Source organism: Kitasatospora sp. NPDC097691 (assembly GCF_040302665.1).
Classification (GTDB): Bacteria; Actinomycetota; Actinomycetes; order Streptomycetales; family Streptomycetaceae; genus Kitasatospora.
Genome location: NZ_JBEORY010000008.1, coordinates 109939 through 125633 on the forward strand (window position 1 = coordinate 109939; position 15695 = coordinate 125633).

Annotated in this window: 13 protein-coding genes; 10 read left to right on the forward strand and 3 right to left on the reverse strand. The window is 74.8% G+C overall.

Going from position 1 to position 15695, the window contains the following annotated elements; all coding sequences use genetic code 11:
* The first annotated feature begins 294 nt into the window (after positions 1-294).
* From ABTY56_RS08475 to ABTY56_RS08515, 9 genes are all read left to right on the forward strand, one after another.
* Positions 295-789 carry a hypothetical protein gene (locus ABTY56_RS08475; protein WP_350627598.1) on the forward strand — a complete coding sequence of 165 codons (495 nt, stop codon included), beginning with the start codon at positions 295-297 and terminating at the stop codon, positions 787-789.
* A 26-nt stretch (positions 790-815) separates the two neighbouring features.
* On the forward strand, positions 816-3650 hold the full coding sequence (locus ABTY56_RS08480; protein ID WP_350627599.1) for a toxin glutamine deamidase domain-containing protein: 2835 nt from the start codon (positions 816-818) through the stop codon (positions 3648-3650).
* A gap of 108 nt (positions 3651-3758) precedes the next feature.
* Positions 3759-4232: a DUF5959 family protein gene (locus ABTY56_RS08485; RefSeq protein WP_350627600.1), complete on the forward strand. Its 474-nt coding sequence runs from the start codon at positions 3759-3761 to the stop codon at positions 4230-4232.
* 821 nt (positions 4233-5053) lie between these two features.
* Entirely contained in the window at positions 5054-6361 is a 1308-nt protein-coding gene (locus ABTY56_RS08490) for an SUKH-4 family immunity protein (RefSeq protein ID WP_502893057.1), read from the forward strand.
* A gap of 266 nt (positions 6362-6627) precedes the next feature.
* Positions 6628-7590: a Ppx/GppA family phosphatase gene (locus ABTY56_RS08495; protein ID WP_350627602.1), complete on the forward strand. Its 963-nt coding sequence runs from the start codon at positions 6628-6630 to the stop codon at positions 7588-7590.
* A gap of 577 nt (positions 7591-8167) precedes the next feature.
* Positions 8168-8971, forward strand: a complete 804-nt coding sequence (locus tag ABTY56_RS08500; protein WP_350627711.1) for a sugar phosphate isomerase/epimerase family protein — start codon at positions 8168-8170, stop codon at positions 8969-8971.
* Between the two features lie 49 nt (positions 8972-9020).
* Positions 9021-9791, forward strand: a complete 771-nt coding sequence (locus ABTY56_RS08505) for a class I SAM-dependent methyltransferase (RefSeq protein ID WP_350627603.1) — start codon at positions 9021-9023, stop codon at positions 9789-9791.
* Between the two features lie 306 nt (positions 9792-10097).
* Positions 10098-11942, forward strand: a complete 1845-nt coding sequence (gene ilvD / locus ABTY56_RS08510) for a dihydroxy-acid dehydratase (protein ID WP_350627604.1) — start codon at positions 10098-10100, stop codon at positions 11940-11942.
* A 93-nt stretch (positions 11943-12035) separates the two neighbouring features.
* On the forward strand, positions 12036-12599 hold the full coding sequence (locus tag ABTY56_RS08515) for a hypothetical protein (RefSeq protein ID WP_350627605.1): 564 nt from the start codon (positions 12036-12038) through the stop codon (positions 12597-12599).
* A 31-nt stretch (positions 12600-12630) separates the two neighbouring features.
* On the opposite strand, the gene ABTY56_RS08520 is transcribed toward ABTY56_RS08515, so the two are convergent.
* The 3 genes from ABTY56_RS08520 to ABTY56_RS08530 all read right to left on the reverse strand — a co-directional run bounded on the left by ABTY56_RS08520 (position 12631) and on the right by ABTY56_RS08530 (position 14551).
* Entirely contained in the window at positions 12631-13638 is a 1008-nt protein-coding gene (locus ABTY56_RS08520; protein ID WP_350627606.1) for a hypothetical protein, read from the reverse strand.
* A gap of 159 nt (positions 13639-13797) precedes the next feature.
* Complete coding sequence (locus ABTY56_RS08525) at positions 13798-13977, reverse strand: SCO2583/SCO2584 N-terminal domain-containing protein (RefSeq protein ID WP_350627607.1); 180 nt, start codon at positions 13975-13977, stop codon at positions 13798-13800.
* Between the two features lie 124 nt (positions 13978-14101).
* The gene (locus tag ABTY56_RS08530; protein WP_350521622.1) at positions 14102-14551 is read right to left on the reverse strand and encodes a hypothetical protein; all 450 of its coding nucleotides are present in this window, start codon (positions 14549-14551) and stop codon (positions 14102-14104) included.
* Between the two features lie 257 nt (positions 14552-14808).
* Between ABTY56_RS08530 and proC the strand changes: the two genes are divergently transcribed.
* Complete coding sequence (gene proC, locus ABTY56_RS08535) at positions 14809-15636, forward strand: pyrroline-5-carboxylate reductase (protein ID WP_350627608.1); 828 nt, start codon at positions 14809-14811, stop codon at positions 15634-15636.
* Positions 15637-15695 lie beyond the last annotated feature (59 nt).

Here is a 15695-nt window from a genome sequence, read left to right on the forward strand (position 1 = left end):
AGAGCTTTCGCGCGGGTGGTGACGGGGGTGAGGGCGCGGCGGCGGTTTTGGGAGGGGTCGGGGCGCGGGTTCGGGTGCGGGTTCGGGGGCGGGGTTTGGGTTCGGGGGCGGGGTTCGGGTGTGGGGTCGGGGTTCGGGTGTGGGGTCGGGCGTGGGCTGGGGTGTGGGGTCGGGTGAACGGCCGGGCAGGGTTCGGTGCGGGTGAAGGCGGGGTGAAGAGGTCCGTCGGGCGCTGCGGGCGGGGGCGCGAGCGTGCCTAGGATGGCGGCCGGTCCGCTACGGGGAGGTACGGGGATGGCAGGCGGAAACACCGGGGCGTCGGACCGTGCGGGCGGCAGGTTCGTCCTCAAGCCGTGGGAACTGCACGGCGAGGGGAAGGAGTTCGAGAAGCTCGGGGGTGAGCTGACGAAGGCCGTAGCCGCCCTGGAACGGGACCTGGCCGCGCTCGGCACCCCCTGGGGAACGGACTCGCCCGGCAGCGGCTTCGCCGCCGTGTACGGCCCGGCACACGGCGAACTCGTCGGTGGGCTGCGCGGGCTGGCCGGGCGGGTGGGGAAGGTCGGGACCGGGCTGCACACGATGGCCGGGCGGACGACGGACACGGACACCTCGGCGGCCGGCGGGTTCGGTGCCGGGGCCGAGGGCGCGGCTGGGGGCGGGCCCGCAGGCCGGCCCGGGGCCGGAAGCGGGTCCGCGGCGTCGGCGGTCTCGGCGGTCTACTCGACCTACTCGACGGCGGGGGCAACCCCGGGGGCGGCCCCCGCCGTCCCCAAGGACATGTCCGTCTGACGGACCCGGCTCGGAGGGGGAAGCGCGTGTCCCGGAAACTGCCCGAGGAACTGGCCCCGGTGCTGGCCAGGACCGGCCACCAGTGGCCGCAGGCCGACGAGGAGGGCCTGCGCAGGGCGGCCGGAGTCTGGCGGGAGTTCGGCAAGGAGGCCGACCGCCTCACCCGCCGCTGCGGCGAGTCCGTCCAGCGCGTCACCGCAGACAACTCCGGCCACGCGGTCGAGTCCTTCGGCGCGTACTGGCAGACCTTCAGCGGCGGCGGCAAGGGGCACCTGGACGACGCACACGCCGCGGTCGGGCTGGTCGCCGGCGCCTTCGACACGGCCGCCCGGGCCGTGGACACCTGCAAGGCCGAGATCATCGCGACCCTGCAGCAGCTCGCCGCCGACCTCGCACAGGCCGAGGAGCAGGCCGCCGAGGCCAAGGCGGCGGCGGGCAAGGTCGCCGCGGCGGCCGACGCCGATCCGGGGCCGGGTGCGGGGGCGGACGGGGTGGTCGGCGGGCTGCGGAAGGCCGTCGGCGGCCTCGCGGCCGGGGTGAAGAACGCCGCCACCGAACAGGTCGCGGCGGGTGTGGCGGCCGTCGCCGTCGAGGCCGCCGCGCTGAAGATCGGCGGGCTGCTCGGCGAACTCGGCCGCGCCATGAAGGACGCCCTCGCCACGGCCCTCAAGGAGCCGGCCGCCGTCGCCCTGCTCCGACTTGGCACCGCGCAGGGCACGGGGATCACCGCCGCCTCGTACCGCACCGGCGCCTTCGACCCGCTCGCCGCCGGACTGCCCGTCGCCCTACGCGAACCGGGCGTACTGGGCGCGGACGGTTCCGGGCTGGTCCTGCTCGCGGGGAAGGACGGCAAGCCGCTGGTCGGTGTGCCCGGGCTCACCGTCAAGCTCGACGAGCACGGGCAGCCCGTCCTCGGCCAGGACGGTCGGCCGGTCATCCTCCGCGCCGACGGCACGCCCGTGGACGACGCCTCCGGGCTGCTGGTCGCACCCGGACCGGACGGCAAGCCGGTCGTCGGGGTGGCCGACCTGGCCGTCCGGCTGGACGAGCACGGGAAGCCGGTGCTCACCGACGAGCACGGCAAGGAGATCCACGGGCTGCCGCTCGCCGGGCCGACGGCGACGACGGACCCCTCGGCCGGCCCGGACGGGAGGACGGACGGGAGCACGGACGGGAAGCCGGTCGACGGCCCGGGGGCGGACGGGAAGCTCGATCCGAAGGTGCCCGGCACGGTGACCGTGGCCTCGGCCGTCGTGGCGGACCCGGGGGCGGTCGGGGGGCCGACCGCGGGGCCGGTCGCGGGCGGGGCGGACATCGCCGCCGCCGCGAGCGCGCCCGCCGGTGCGGTGGCGTCGGGGGCCTCGTACGCGACCGGAGGGTGGCAGGGGCAGCACCGGGCGGTGGCCGGCGGTGGCGACTGGACGCCGCCGGCGCGGGACGACGGGGCGTCCGGCCGGTCGGTCGCCGCGCCGGTTCGTCAGGGCGGCGGGTCGGCGGCGGGCTGGTCGGACGGGGACTACCCGCTCCAGGCCCCTGCGGCTACGACCCACGGCGGGGGCGGGCCGGTGACCGTACGGACCGACTCGGTGAGCGCCCCGCCAGCGCCCGGTGTCGCGCCGGGTGCTGCGACCGGACCGGCGTCGGACGGCCCGTCCGCGCCCCGGCCGGTCGGCGTCGCGGGGCACTTCGGGACACCGGCGTACGGTGCCGGGTACCCCTTGGCAGGTACCGCCGGGACCGCCGGTGCGGCCGGACCCGTCGGTGGCATCGGTGGCATCGGTGGTATCGGTGCCGTCGGGCCCGGACCGCTCGCGGGCGGCGGCGGACCCGCGAACGTGGCGGCGCCGTTCGGCAGCGGCGTCGGAGCGGGCGGCAGCGGGTCGGGATCCGGCGGGGCAGGGGCCGGCGGGTCGGGGTCGGGTGGGGCGGTCTCCACCGAGCCCCGGCCGGGTGCTCCCGCGCCGCGGCCTCCGGTCGGCGCCGCGCCGCCGGCCGTTCTCGGTCCGCCGCCGGCCCACGCCGAACCACCGGCCCCGGGCACGTCGCCGATCGTCGGCACCACCCCGGTACCCGCCCGACCCGAGCCGCACCACACGGACACCCGACGCCGGGACAGCGCCACCGCCGCCGCCGACCCCGCCCTCGCCTGGGGCGCCGTCCCGGTCGCGACCGCCCACGCGATGGCCCTCCAACTCGCCCTGCGCGCACGGCACGGAGCCCGCCCCGACGACCCGGCCGTCCGGCTGCGCAGCATCGCCGACAGCCGCCCGTACGGGCGGCCCGGCGGGCTCGGGCCCGTCGACCCGGAACACCAGGCCGAGCTCGAACGCCGTGCGCCCCGCGACGGGGAGGGGCTGCCCGTACGCCACCCCCATCCGGCGGTCGGCGGCTGGGCGGAGGCCGTCAACGACGGCGGCTACCGCGAACCGGGCCGGGCCAACAACAGCCTGGAGATCGCCCTCTCCGCGGTCGAGTGCTACACCGGCCGACCCACCTGCGCCGCCCCGCGCATCCCCACCGAGGGAGACGCCAGCGAACGCGGCGGCCGGGACCGCGCCGAACGCGAACTCGGCGCACCCTTCCGCGACCTGGGCGACAGCGGCCGGGCCTTCGACCGCCTCGCCGACGACCTCCGTCGCGCCGGCCACGGCTCCCAGGCCGTCCTCCTCACCCTCGACGCCTACGGCCGCCCGCACGCCTGGAACGCCGTCAACCACCGGGACACCGTCACCTACCTCGACCACCAACTCGCCCGCCAGGCCCGCACCCCCCTCCACCCCGCCACCCACGGCCTCTGGGCCATCGCCCTCAGCCCGGAAGGCCGCCCCCTCGACCTCACCCCCGCCGGCTGCCGGACGTGATGCCGGACGTGATGCCGGACGTGATCTGGGTGGCGTCGCGAGGGCGGCGGGAGCGCGACAACGGCGATGCGGGAGGATGCCCGCCGGACCAGGACGAGAGTGAGGCCGATGGTGACCGAACCGGGCGCGGTGGACCTGATCCACCTGGAGGACGCGGGCGGCGACCACTGCATCGTGCGCGTCACCGGCCGCCTCCAACCGGGAGTGCTGACCGGCCACGACGTGCTCCGGGCCGAGGTCCTGGCGCACGCCGACTTCGTCGATGCCCGCCTGGAGCTCTACCTGTTCCCGCGCGACCTCGACGCCTGGAAGCGGGAACTCGCCGGCCTCGCACCGGGAACGAGCGCGCACATCGGTGGGGACCGCGGGCTGAGCCTGAACCTCCACATGCAGGAGGACCGCTCCCTGGCCGTGACGATCGACGATCCCGACCGGCTCAGCGCAATGCTGTGGATCCGTCCGCCGGAGAACTGGATGGACGAGCACCACGAGCGACTGGAACAGGTCCGGCAGACCTGGCCCAGCGAAGTCGCGGAGACGGCTCCCATGACCTACGAATGGCGCCCACCCCGCCGGAGCTGAACAGCGCCGGCGCTCCCGCCGCGCCGCTTTCACGCGTCCACGTTCCAGCGGCTACCGCCTCCGTAGGCCCGTTGCCGGATCCACGGAGCAGGTTCGCGGAGCAGGTTCGCGCAGGAAGTCGACCAGGCCGACTTCCTGCGCTTGAAATAACCTGGCAGGCGGTTATGTAGACCGGTCTTCATATTCCTTCCGTCGGAATCCGGAAGTGGCTTGCGCGAGAAGTCGGCCGGGCCGACTTTTGGTGCGCGATGGCATCGGACCTCCAGTGGATATGTAGACCGGTCGTCATAATTTGAGCTTGGGGCGGGCGGGGTGCACAGGAAGTCGGCGGGGTCGACTTCCTGCGCGGGTAGGGGATGCGCGCTTGCGGTAACTATGTAGACCGGTCGTCATAATTTGGGGCCCGGGGGGGCCGGGGGGCCGGGGGGCCGGGGCGGAGGCCAGGGCGGGCGGGGTGCACAGGAAGTCGGCTGGGCCGACTTCCTGTGCGTGCAGGCGGAGGTTCCCGCGTGAATCCGTAGACCGGTCTGCATATTCGTGCGCGCGGGAGTGGCGGATTGCGCAGGAAGTCGAGCGGGTCGACTTTCTGTGCGGGCTGCCATGGGCGCCGGGGCCGCCGGAGCCGCCAGGTTCGGGCGGGTATGTAGACCGGTCGTCATATTCGACGCGCGGGCGCCTGGGCGTCCGGCAGCCCCGGCAGCCCCGGCCTCGGCAGCCCCGGCGGGTGGGGAGGCAGGGGCTGGGTGGGGGCGTAGGGTCGGGGCGCGGTCGGGTCGGGTGTCGGGGACGGGGGTGGCCGGGTGGTTTCGCGGGCGCAGGCGGTGGAGGCGGGGCATCGGTGGATCAACGGGGATCTGCCGCAGGGTGCCGGAGCGGTTCGGCGGGTGTGCGCGCACGAGTTCGAGCTCGGGTGGGTGGTGTGGGCGGAGCCCGCACCGGTGACGGTGGATCCGCGGACCGGTGAGCGGCGGGCACCCGAGGAGGTGGGGGCAGCCTGTGCCGTGGTGGACCGGGAGAGCGGGCGGTTCACGGTGTGGCCCTCGGTGCCGGTGGACGAAGTGGTCGGGCTGTACCGGGACTTCGTCGGCGCGGGCGGGTACGACCCGACCCGGCCGCCGGTGACCGGTCGGGGCGCCCGCGTCGAGCTGACGTACCGGGACGGTGCGGGCGAGGAGCGGTCGTTGGCGCTGCGTTCGGCGGCGGGCCTGCCGCATCCGGCGCTGCGCGGCTGGTGGTGGCTGCGCGAGCAGGGGGTGGCGGCCGAGGACGTGCTCGCCGTCCGGACCGACCTGCGGCTGAGCGCCCTGCCCGGTGGCTACTGCGCCCACGTGCTGGCCGCCGAACTGCCGAACGCCCGCGTCGACTTCGCCTTGCCGTACGGCCCCCGGTTCGACCACCGCGCCGCTGCCGTACGGGCGCTGCCCGCGCCCCCGGACGGGCCGGCCCGCAACCGGGTGCCCTTCCCCCGCCCGGTGCGGACCGGCCCCGCCGGGCCGACCGATCCGACCGGGCCGACCTGGCCGACCGAGCCCGACGCGGCGCTCGCCGCGCGGCTCGCGGAGCGGTTCGGTCCGGCGGGCGTGCAGCGCTTCGGTGCGGCCGATGTGGCGCGGGCCGAACTTCCCGGCGAGGCAGCCGCGTTGCTGCAGTCGGTAGGTGTGCCGACGGCGGTGCAGGGGTTCTTCGCACTCCACCACCCCGGCACCGAGGCGATCGCGGACGGTACCCGCTCCGGCACCGTACTGCCGCCACTGGCCGCGCACCTGACCGCACTCGGCCGGGGCACCCGGGCGGCCGAGCACGACCGACCGGCGCTCGCCGGTCAGCTGGTGCTGGGGACGGACGGCTGGGCGGTGGTGGCGCTCGACACGGCGGACGGCGCCGTCCGGGCAGTGGACCCGGACTACGGGACCGTCCGCCACTGCAACGCGGACCTGCGGGCCTTCGTCCGCTGCCTGGAGGTGTTCGCCGGCTGGTGGCCCGTCCTGCGCGGACTGGACCCGGTGGCCGCGGGCGAGGCGGTGGACCGCCTGCAGCGGGCCCTGGTGGAGGCGGACGGCACGGTCTTCGCCGATCCCGAGAACTGGTGGGCCGTCATCGTGGAGCAGCTGTGGGACGGCCTGCTGTGACGGGGCGCGGGGGGACCTGACGCCGCCGCAGGGCCCTCGGGCGACTCGGACCACCGGTTACGGCCGCCCTGCCCCCGGCTCCGTGCCCGGACCCGCCCCCAGCCCCAGCCCCAGCTCCCGCCCCAGCCCCAGCTCCCGCCCCAGCCCCAGCTCCCGCCCCAACCCCAGCTCCCGGCCCCGCAGCCGTACCCCCGCGCCCGCCGGACCAGCGCGAACACCACCGCTACCTGCCTCGCCCGGGCACGGATCGCGTAGCGTGGAGACTTATGCGACTCGGTGTTCTCGACGTAGGTTCCAACACGGTCCACTTCCTCGTGGTGGACGCCCATCCGGGTGCTGCCCCGGTGCCCGCGTACTCCCACAAGGCCGAACTGCGCCTGGCTGAGCTCCTGGACGCCGATGGCGCGATAAGCGAGGCCGGCATCGAGCGGCTGGTGGGCCACGTCGCGTCCTCGCTGCGGGTCGCCGAGGACAAGGGTGTCGTGGACATCCTGCCGTTCGCCACCTCTGCCGTGCGCGAGGCTGCCAACGGCGAGGAGGTGCTGCGCCGGGTGGCCGCCGAGACCGGTGTCGAGCTGCGGGTGCTCTCCGGGCAGGACGAGGCCCGGCTCACGTTCCTGGCGGTCCGCCGCTGGTTCGGCTGGTCCTCCGGCCGGCTGCTCAACCTGGACATCGGCGGCGGCTCGCTGGAGATCGCCTGCGGTCTGGACGAGCAGCCGGACGTCGCCTGCTCGCTGCCGCTGGGCGCCGGGCGGCTGACCGGCCGCTGGCTGCCCGGGGACGTCGCCGATCCGGACGGGCTGCGCGAGCTGAGACGCCACATCCGGGCCGAGATGGCCACCGTGGTCGGCGAGATCTCCCGGTTCGGGCCGCCGCAGCACGCGGTCGCCACCTCCAAGACCTTCAAGCAGCTGGCCCGGATGACCGGCGCGGCCCCCGCCGACGCCGGACCGTACGCCGACCGCCGGCTCACCCGCAGCGGGCTGGCCGCCTGGCTGCCGAGGCTGGCCACGATGACCGTCGCCGAGCGCGCGCAGATTCCCGGTGTCTCCGAGGGCCGTGCCAAGCAGCTGCTGGCCGGCGCGCTGGTCGCCGACGCCGCGATGGACCTGTTCGGCCTCGACGAGCTGGACGTCTGTCCGTGGGCGCTGCGCGAGGGCATCATCCTGCGCCGCCTGGACACCATGGACAGCCCCGCCGACCGGAGCCGACCGGCGCTCACTCCGTAGGACGGCGTCCCGTTCGGGGCGCGCTCCGCTTACGCTGTCTCCCGTGGTGCAACCAGCGGGCGAGGACGGAACGCGGGAGGATCGCGCTCCCGGGGACGGGCAGTCGCGGCCGGACAGCCCGCGCCGCCGGCTCGGCAAGGCGGTCAAGGGCGCCACCGCCGCGCAGGCCGCCAAGGCCGTCAAGGCGGCCCAGCGCACCGCGAAGAAGGCCGCCGCGAAGGACGACACCGCCGCGAAGGACGACACCGCGGGGAAGGGCGCGTCGGGCAGGACCGTGACCAAGAAGGCCGCGCCGAAGAAGGCCACGTCGAAGAAGGCCGCGCCGAAGCCGACGGGGAAGCCGACGGAGAAGGCGGCCGAGAAGCCCGCGAGCACGTCCGCGACGACATCCGCGACGCCCGCCCCCCGCAAGGCCGCCGCCAAGGCCGCGCCGAAGGAGACCCGCACCGCCCGGGCCGCCGGCGCCGCCAAGGCAGCCGTCCAGTCGGTGCGCTCGGTCAAGGCCGCCCGGCGGGAGGCCGCCCGCCCACCGCTGCTGCGCACCACCGACCGGCTGGTGCTGCCCCGGCACCCGGCCCTGCACATCCCCGACACCAAGGTGGTCCTGTCCACCGCCTCGGTGTACCCGGCGAGCACCGCCGTGGCCTTCGAGCTGGCCGCCAAGCTCGGCTACGACGGGGTCGAGGTGATGGTCTGGAACGACCCGGTCAGCCAGGACATCGAGGCCCTGCGCCGGCTCTCCGACGCCCACCAGCTGCCGATCCTGGCCGTGCACGCGCCCTGCCTGCTGATCACCCAGCGGGTGTGGACCACCGACCCGTGGACCAAGCTGGTCCGGGCCCGGGCGGCGGCCGAGAAGCTCGGCGCGAGCGCCGTCGTCGTCCATCCGCCGTTCCGTTGGCAGCGGCAGTACGCCCGGGACTTCGTCGAGGGCATCAACCGGATGGCGGGCGAGACCGACGTCCGCTTCGCCGTCGAGAACATGTACCCGTGGCGCTACCGCGACCGCGAGGTGCTGGCGTACGCGCCCGGCTGGGACGTCACCGACGAGGACTACCGGCACTTCACGATCGACCTCTCGCACGTCGCCACCTCGCGGATCGACACCTTCGCCATGGTCGAGCGGATGGGCGACCGGCTCGCCCACGTGCACCTGGCCGACGGCAGCGGCTCCGGCAAGGACGAGCACCTGATCCCGGGCCGTGGCAAGCAGCCCTGCGCCGAGCTGCTGGAGCACCTCGCCCGCACCGGTTTCGACGGTCACGTGGTGCTGGAGGTCAACACCCGCCGCTCCGCGTCGCCCGCAGAACGGGAGGCCGATCTGGCCGAGGCGCTGGCTTTTACCCGCTTGCACCTGGCCACCCCCTCGCACGTACGCTGAGCCGCACGCGCCCCGCTGCGGGTGCGAACTTCCTTGGGAAGGGGGAGGCGTGACGGAGGATCAGAACTACCGCGAGGCCGCCGGGAGCTTCGGTGCGGTGGCCGCCGAGTACGACCGGGCCCGTCCCGGCTACCCCGAGGAGCTGGTCGACGCGCTGGAGCGGCTGTGGGGCCGGGGTCTCAAGGGAGCGCGGGTCCTGGACGTCGGCGCGGGTACCGGCATCGCCACCCGGCTGCTGGCCGCCCGGGGCGCGGACGTCGTCGCCGTCGAGCCCAGCCCCGGCATGGCGGCGCAGTTCCTGGCCTCCGCGCCCACGCTGCCGCTGGTCCGCGGCGGCGGTGACGACCTGCCCTTCCACGACCACTCGGCCGACCTGATCACCTACGCCCAGGCTTTCCACTGGACGTACCCGGAGCGGTCGGTCCCCGAGGCGGTCCGGGTCCTGCGGCCGGGCGGTGCCATCGCCGTCTGGTGGAACGTGCACGACGATACGGTGCCGTGGATCCGCGCCCGGGACCGGCGGATGGCCGCCGCACTGCCCGCCCGCTACAGCGGCTACGGCGGGATCAGCAGCTTCACCGGCCACTTCGAGCCGGCCGGTCTCACGGTCGGACGGGCGGTGCTGCACTGGGAACGTCGGGTCACCGTCGACCACGTGCTGACCGACCTCACGTCCCGCTCGTACCTGGCCTCGCTGACGCCCGAGGAGCGCGCGCCGGTGCTGGCCGCCGAGCGGGAGGCCATGCTCACCGAGTTCCCGGACGGCGTCGTGGTCGAGCCGTTCGCCCTCGACCTCACCGTGGCCGTCACCCCGAGCTAACCGCGCCCGTACGCCCGCACGCCCGCACGCCCGTACGCCCCGCACGCCCGTACGCCCGCACGCCCGTACGCCCCGCACGCCCGTACGCCCGCACCCCGCGCGCCCGACCGCACCCGGGTCGGCCGTCCGGGCCGGCCCCGTCCCGCCCGTCCGACCGCACCCGGGTCGGCCGCGACTCGCCGTCTGACCGCATCGCGGACGGCCCGTCGGCCGCCCGGACGGCGGGCGTAGGCTCGGTAGCCACAGCGGCCCCCGTACCCTCCCACCGGCGGGGCGCCGGCGAGAGCCCCGAAGGAGTGGAGCACAGTGCCCGAGCTGAGGTCCCGTACGGTCACCCACGGTCGCAACATGGCAGGCGCCCGGGCGCTTCTCCGGGCGGCCGGCGTAGCCCGCGAGGACTTCGGCAAGCCGATCATCGCGGTCGCCAACTCCTTCACCGAGTTCGTCCCCGGCCACACCCACCTCCAGCCGGTCGGCCGGATCGTCTCCGAGGCGATCAAGCAGGCGGGCGGCATCCCGCGCGAGTTCAACACGATCGCCGTGGACGACGGCATCGCGATGGGCCACGCCGGCATGCTCTACTCGCTGCCCTCGCGCGACCTGATCGCCGACTCGGTCGAGTACATGGTCAACGCGCACTGCGCGGACGCCCTGATCTGCATCTCCAACTGCGACAAGATCACCCCGGGCATGCTGATGGCCGCGCTGCGCCTGAACATCCCGACCGTCTTCGTCTCCGGCGGCCCGATGGAGGCCGGCAAGGCCACCCTGGTCGACGGCACCGTGCGCAAGCTCGACCTGGTCGACGCGATCTCGCAGGCCGTCAACGAGAACGTCTCCGACGAGGACATCGCGATCATCGAGGAGAACGCCTGCCCCACCTGCGGCTCGTGCTCCGGCATGTTCACCGCCAACTCGATGAACTGCCTCACCGAGGCCATCGGCCTCTCGCTGCCCGGCAACGGCTCGGTGCTCGCCACCCACACCGCCCGCCGGGCGCTGTACGAGCGGGCCGGGCAGAACGTCGTCGAGATCGCGAACCGCTACTACGGCGGTGACGACGCCTCCGTCCTGCCCCGGGCGATCGCCACCCGCGCCGCCTTCGAGAACGCCATGGCCCTGGACATCGCCATGGGCGGCTCGACCAACACGATCCTGCACCTGCTCGCCGCCGCCCAGGAGGCCGAGCTGGACTTCGACATGCGGGCCATCGACGCGATCTCCCGCAAGGTGCCCTGTCTGTCCAAGGTCGCGCCCAACGGCTCGTACTACATGGAGGACGTCCACCGGGCCGGCGGCATCCCCGCGATCCTCGGTGAGCTGTACCGGGGCGGGATGCTCAACGAGGACGTCCACACCGTGCACGCCGACTCGCTCGCCGAGTGGCTCAAGACCTGGGACGTGCGCGGCGGCTCGCCCTCCGCCGAGGCCGTCGAGCTGTGGCACGCCGCCCCCGGCTGCGTCCGCTCCGCCGAGGCCTTCTCCCAGTCCGAGCGCTGGGAGTCGCTGGACACCGACGCCGCCAAGGGCTGCATCCGCAGCGTCGAGCACGCCTACTCCGTCGAGGGCGGCCTGGCCGTGCTGTACGGCAACCTCGCCGAGGACGGCTGCATCGTGAAGACCGCCGGCGTGGACGAGTCGATCTGGACGTTCAGCGGCCCGGCCGTCGTGGTCGAGTCCCAGGACGACGCGGTCGAGGCGATCCTGGCCAAGCGGATCAAGGAGGGCGACGTCGTCGTCATCCGCTACGAGGGCCCCAAGGGCGGTCCGGGCATGCAGGAGATGCTCTACCCGACCTCCTTCCTCAAGGGCCGCGGCCTCGGCAAGGCCTGCGCGCTGGTCACCGACGGCCGCTTCTCCGGCGGCACCTCGGGCCTGTCCATCGGCCACGCCTCCCCCGAGGCGGCCTCCGGCGGCACCATCGCCCTGGTCGAGGACGGCGACACCATCGCCATCGACATCCCCGGCCGGACGATCTCCCTGGAGGTCCCGGAGGACGTCCTCGCCGAGCGCCGCCGCGTCCTGGAGGCCTCGGGCGGCTACCGCCCGAAGAACCGGGACCGCCAGGTCAGCCAGGCCCTGCGCGCCTACGCCGCGATGGCCACCTCGGCCGACAAGGGCGCCGTCCGCGACGTGACCAAGCTCGGCTGAGACCGGGCGACACCCGGAAGCACGAGGAGGAGCCGTCCCGTAGGCCGGGACGGCTCCTCCGTCGTACGTGGCGGTCGGGTGATAATCGACGGCGTGAGCGAGCAGCCCCCCACCCCCGCCCCCGCGGCCGCCGGTGCCCCCGCGGCCGCCGGAGCCCCCAGGGCCGTCGGCGGCCCCGAGCCGGAGCCGATCCGCTGGTTCGGCACCAGCTGGCTGAACCGGGACGGCGGCTACTGGCTGCGCCGGGTCGCCGTGTCCGTCGGCGCGCTGGTCGCGACCGCCGCGGTGGTGCTGCTGCTGCGCTTCGGCGTCGAGGGCATCGCCCTCTCCGACAACGGGACCTTCGTCAACGGACTGATGACGGTCGCCATCGCGATCTGCTCGATGATGTCCGTCCGGCGCACCTGGAAGCTGCTCACCGAGGGCAAGGACCAGCTGACCGGCTGGATGGCCGAGGACAAGTCGCTCGGCGCGGTCTGGCTCATCGGCAGCGCCGGCGCCCTGGCCGCCTACTTCGCCCGCAGCCTGGTCGAGGCGCCCGGCGAGGCGGTGCAGCGCGCCTCGTACCAGCGGGCCGTCGCCCGGTACGAGAAGCGCCAGGCGGGCCGCAGCGGCCGGCCCTCCGGCGCGCCGAGCCGGGCCAAGCGCAAGCGCTGACGCGGCTCGGCCGCGCCTCGGCGGCCGTGGTTCAGCTGCGGCTCACCGTTCCGCACTGCCCGTCCGGCGCGATGTCCTTGCTCCGGTCGTACGGGTCGCTGGTCGGGCCGGTCGGCGCCGGGTCGTGATCGGCGAACTGCTGGAACCGCGGGTGCAGGAAGCCGTCGTAGATGTCACAGGCGCTGTTGCCCACGTCCGACTGCGTCTTGGCGAAGACCAGCTTCTTCGCGTCGACCTTGTAGCGCTTCGGGTCGTAGAAGCGGAAGTCGTCGACCTTGCGGACGATCGTGCGGGCCGTCATGGTGTCGCCCGTGTTGTCGGCGGCCGGGACGACCGGGCTCGCCGGCCCGGCGAGCAGGCCGACCGGCTTGGCGGTGCCGCCCTGCGCGGTGCCGGGCGGCGTGGCGCCCTGCGTGCGGCGGGTCGAGGCCAGCTTCTCCGCGTCGGGGCCCGGCTGCAGCGGGTAGACGAAGGTGAAGTCGGTGTGCACCAGCACGCCCCCGTCACCGTCCCCCTCGATGCTCATCCGGCCCTGGACCTTGACGGTGCCGCCGACCAGGGCCGCCTCGCGCGGGTCGAAGCGGGGGAACCAGTTCGTCGGGTCGGTGTCCTTGCCGGGGTGGTCGAGGGCGGCGACGGCGGAGGCCCGCTCCTCGTGGTCGAGCATCGCCAGGGCGGCATCCGGCCGGGCGCCGGCGATCACCCGCGGGTCGAGGTCGGCGGCCGTCAGGTAGGCCTTGACCGACTGGAGCTGGGCGGCGACCTCGTCGGCGGAGAAGACGCCGATGGCCTTGGCGTCGGGCAGCACGAAGGCCTCCGCGCCGGTCGGCCAGCCCTCGGCGGGGGAGCCCTTCCACGGGTGGTCGACGGTCGGCGTGTCGTCGGGGGCGGTCGGCGGCGCCGAGGTCGGCTTGGCCGTCTCCGGGGCGAGGGTCGGTACCGGTCCGGCCGAGGACGACGTGCCGCCGTAGTGGTCGGAGTACCAGCGGCGCAGCCCGTCGATGTTCAGCGCCGCGAGCAGGACGGCGACGGTCAGCACGACGTAGAGCGGCGTGCGCCAGGGCAGCCGGCGGCGCGGGCGGGGGTTGCCCCAGGGGTCGAGCGCCCGGGGCTTCGGCTTGCGGCCGAAACGGCGCTTGGGCGCCGGGCCGTCGTTGACCGAGCGGCGGCCGCCCGGGTCGACCGGCGGGGTGTGTTTTCACCGGGCGGCCAGCATGCGGGTGCGCCCGCTCTGCTCCGTGACGGCGGCACTGCGGACGAACTCCTCGTCCAGGACGAGGTCGGCGAACGGGTCCCTCGCACCCGTCCCGGACGGGTCGGACCCGCCCGGCTCGTCGCCCCTTGCGGAGCGCGGTTCCGGATCTTCGGCTATCGGCATCGCGCCAGTATGACGACGGGGGGTGACGATGCGTCGATCGGGGGCACACCGGGTGGTGAACTCGTGCCCACCGGGTGGTGGTTCGCGCCGGTTCGCCCTGGTTCACCCGGAACCGCGCCGAGCGTCAGTCCTTGCCCCTGGCCTGCTTGACCGAGCCCACCACCCCGGCGATCGCCAGCAGGATGCCGGCCGGCAGCAGTGAGATGAAGAAGGCGCCGAACAGGCCGGCGTCGCCGAGGAACAGCTGCGCCAGAGTGTTCAGGACCAGCAGCCCGCCGGCCGCCGGGAGTGCCGACTGCCACGGGTGGTCGTTCGCCCAGCGGCGCAGCCGTCGGTCGGCGGTGTCGCGGCGCAGTTGCCCGCCGACGGTGCCGACCAGGAAGAAGAAGAACAGGGCCCAGCCGGCCGGTCCGGCCAGCATGCTCAGCGACCAGTTCCCGGAGATCGCCTCGATCCCCAGGGATGTCGCCCCCACCACCGCACCGACCCCCGCGGCGGTCCGCCACGGGCCCACGGTCGCCGAGGCGACGGCGAGTTGCCGGTTCTCACGTCGGGACATTTCGTCGTGTGCCATGGTTCAACGGTGCGCCCGCCCGGCCCCGGAGGCCATAGGGGAACCCCCTGGTTTTCTCCCTAGGGGCGAACCGGCGCCCGGGACCGGCCGCGCACCCCGCCCGGGACCGGCCGCATACCCCGCCGAGGACCGGTCGCGTAGCCCGGAGCGTCCGGCCCGCGTACCCCGCCGGGCCGGGCGACCACGGACCGGACGGTCCCGCCGGGCCCCGCCGCGCGGTGCGAGGATGGCCGCAGTACCGAGGCAAGGAGCGGACCATGGGCAGCAGCGCAGCACACGGACAGAAGATCGCCTTCCTGGGCACCGGCAAGATCGGCGAGGCCCTGCTCTCCGGTCTGCTGCGGGCCGGCAAGAGCCCGGCGGACGTCCTGGTGACCGCCCGCCGCCCCGAGCGCGCGGCCGAACTCGCCGCCCGGTACGGGGTGGTGGCCGTCTCCAACACCGAGGCCGCCAAGCTCGCCGACACCCTGATCCTCGCGGTCAAGCCGCAGGACATGGGCACCCTGCTGGAGGAGCTGGCTCCGCACGTCGGCGCGGACCGGCTGGTGATCTCGGCCGCGGCCGGCGTTCCGACCGCCTGGTTCGAGGAGCGGCTCGCCGCCGGGACCCCGGTGGTCCGGGTGATGCCCAACACGCCGGTCCTGGTGGACGAGGGGATGAGCGTCATCTCCGGCGGCTCGCACGCCACCGAGGAGCACCTGGCACGCACCGAGGAGATCTTCAGTTCCGTCGGCAAGGCGCTGCGGCTGCCCGAGTCCCAGCAGGACGCGGCCACCGCGCTCTCCGGCTCCGGCCCGGCCTACTTCTACTTCCTGGTCGAGGCGATGACCGACGCCGGGATCCTGCTCGGCCTGCCCCGCCAGGTGGCGCACGACCTGATCGTGCAGTCCGCGATCGGTGCCTCGGTGATGCTGCGGGACTCCGGCGAGCACCCGGTGAAGCTGCGCGAGGCGGTCACCTCCCCGGCCGGCACCACCATCTCGGCCATCCGCGAGCTGGAGAACCACGGTGTGCGGGCCGCGCTGCTGGCCGCCCTGGAGGCGGCCCGGGACCGCTCCCGGGAGCTGGCCTCCGGCGGGAAGTAGTACGCCCGGACCCTGCGCGACCCCTCCCGCAATCGCGGCGCACCGCCTACGCTCTCGCC

What these genes read in the sequence shown, in the direction of transcription:
- ABTY56_RS08495 (WP_350627602.1), top strand. Translation starts at nt 6,628, where the DNA reads ATGCGACTCGGTGTTCTCGACGTAGGTTCCAACACGGTCCACTTCCTC.
- ABTY56_RS08485 (WP_350627600.1), top strand. Translation starts at nt 3,759, where the DNA reads ATGGTGACCGAACCGGGCGCGGTGGACCTGATCCACCTGGAGGACGCG.
- proC (WP_350627608.1), top strand. Translation starts at nt 14,809, where the DNA reads ATGGGCAGCAGCGCAGCACACGGACAGAAGATCGCCTTCCTGGGCACC.
- ABTY56_RS08525 (WP_350627607.1), bottom strand. Translation starts at nt 13,977, where the DNA reads ATGCCGATAGCCGAAGATCCGGAACCGCGCTCCGCAAGGGGCGACGAG.
- ABTY56_RS08475 (WP_350627598.1), top strand. Translation starts at nt 295, where the DNA reads ATGGCAGGCGGAAACACCGGGGCGTCGGACCGTGCGGGCGGCAGGTTC.
- ABTY56_RS08530 (WP_350521622.1), bottom strand. Translation starts at nt 14,551, where the DNA reads ATGGCACACGACGAAATGTCCCGACGTGAGAACCGGCAACTCGCCGTC.